The sequence below is a fragment of the Bartonella sp. TT110JLCBS genome (genome assembly GCF_042193405.1).
GTDB lineage: Bacteria > Pseudomonadota > Alphaproteobacteria > Rhizobiales > Rhizobiaceae > Bartonella.
This window is the reverse complement of record NZ_JBHILT010000044.1, coordinates 1-1,512: the sequence shown is the minus strand read 5'-3', so window position 1 is coordinate 1,512 and position 1,512 is coordinate 1. Positions and strand designations below refer to the sequence as shown.

2 pseudogenes are annotated in these 1,512 nt (G+C 39.6%); both read right to left on the bottom strand.

From position 1 onward, the window contains the following. Nucleotides 1-89 (bottom strand): annotated as a pseudogene (locus ACFILW_RS08755) (lytic transglycosylase); the annotation flags it as partial. A 16-nt stretch (nucleotides 90-105) separates the two neighbouring features. Beyond that, a pseudogene (locus ACFILW_RS08750) lies at nucleotides 106-1,512 on the bottom strand (hypothetical protein); the annotation flags it as partial.

Genomic DNA, 1,512 nt, shown 5'->3' with positions numbered 1-1,512 from the left:
GCAACACGGTACAAATAGCTCTCTGGCAAACCATATCGCGCTGCCGTTTGCCGTATCGCTTGATTAACAGAAGGACTAGAACGGGTCATAGCCTAATCTCCTCCCTTACTCAAATGCACTCAATAAATTCAACTCCTCCGTTGAGGCTTTTCCCCCACCTCCAAACAAAGCAGCAGATAGCTTTTTGAACCATTCTTTCGTCGCATATCCCTTATGATGCGCGTTTACCATGCGTTGAATGAGAGCTACAATTTGATCATTCTTAATCTGTGTCCCCCCTGTTAACAACTTGACAACATCCTTTTCAATCCGTTGACGCTCTCTAAACGCCGCCTCTTTGAAAGGAATCCAAGAAGCCTTCACCGCCGCTTTTCCTGCTTGCATAGCTGCATCAAATTTACCCGTTGGCATACTGACATTATGCGTAAAAGATATCTCTTTATTCGCTATACGATTTGGTATTCTATTATAAAAATCTGCATAATCAGCTTCTTTATTGACAACATTCTTAACAGCAGAAGCTTTATCTGCTCCATAAATCGTTGCAAATCGTTCATACAGATCATTCGTACCAAAAATATCTTTTGCCTTGGAAACTTGATCTCCTGCTTGCCCCATACCTTGTAAAAGTTTTGCTCTTGATCCCTTTTTAAAGTATTCTTGTTCTCCCTCTGGTAATTCATCAAAAGTTTTACTGAATTTATCCTTATTAACTGACTTTCTAAGAATTTTGGAACCTTCATCCATAGCATCTACATCTGAACTATATTGATGATATAATGCCCGTCCCTTCTTATATTCAGATGATATATCATCCATAAGCTCTAATAACTTTTTCTGAATGCCTACTAAACTGCGAACTTGGCTATTATCTCCTTGTCTCCTTTCGGTCCTTATCATTAAATCGACAACCTCCTTAGTCTTATGAAGAGCCCCCATGTTTGGTTTCTCCTTAAGGAGACTAAATTTTTGAGAAGAAAACGGACTAACGTTGTTGCCATCCGTAATAAACCGCTTTAGTCCTTCATCATAAGCTTGTTTGAAGTATGGACGCTTCATTAAATCATTAAGAGCACCATAATATTTTTCTCCTATCGGCGTTTTCTTGGCTATTTCGTAAAGAGTATGTGATTCTGCTTCTCTACTCGCGATAAGATCATCTTTTAAACCTGTGACATTTTGACGAGGAACAAAGTGTTCATCAGCGGCTTGATGAATACGCTCCCCTCCTCCCAACGCTCTCTGCCCAGCTCTTTTAGTCAAATCAAGATAAGCTCCTTGATTTCTTTTCGCGATATCAAAAACAAGATCCTGTAAAAAAGGACTATGATCAGCTACGTAATCGGTAGGAACTGCATTCTTAAAAGAGTTTCCTAGCTCTTCAGAAGCTTCCTTACCTAAATGTTTACTGATTGCTCTTAATGTGTCTGTTGCAACACCTTCCTTATGAGAAGGAGAAAAAAGTCTTCGTATTCCACCGACAGTAGAACCAGCCAAATGACCTAAAGCACT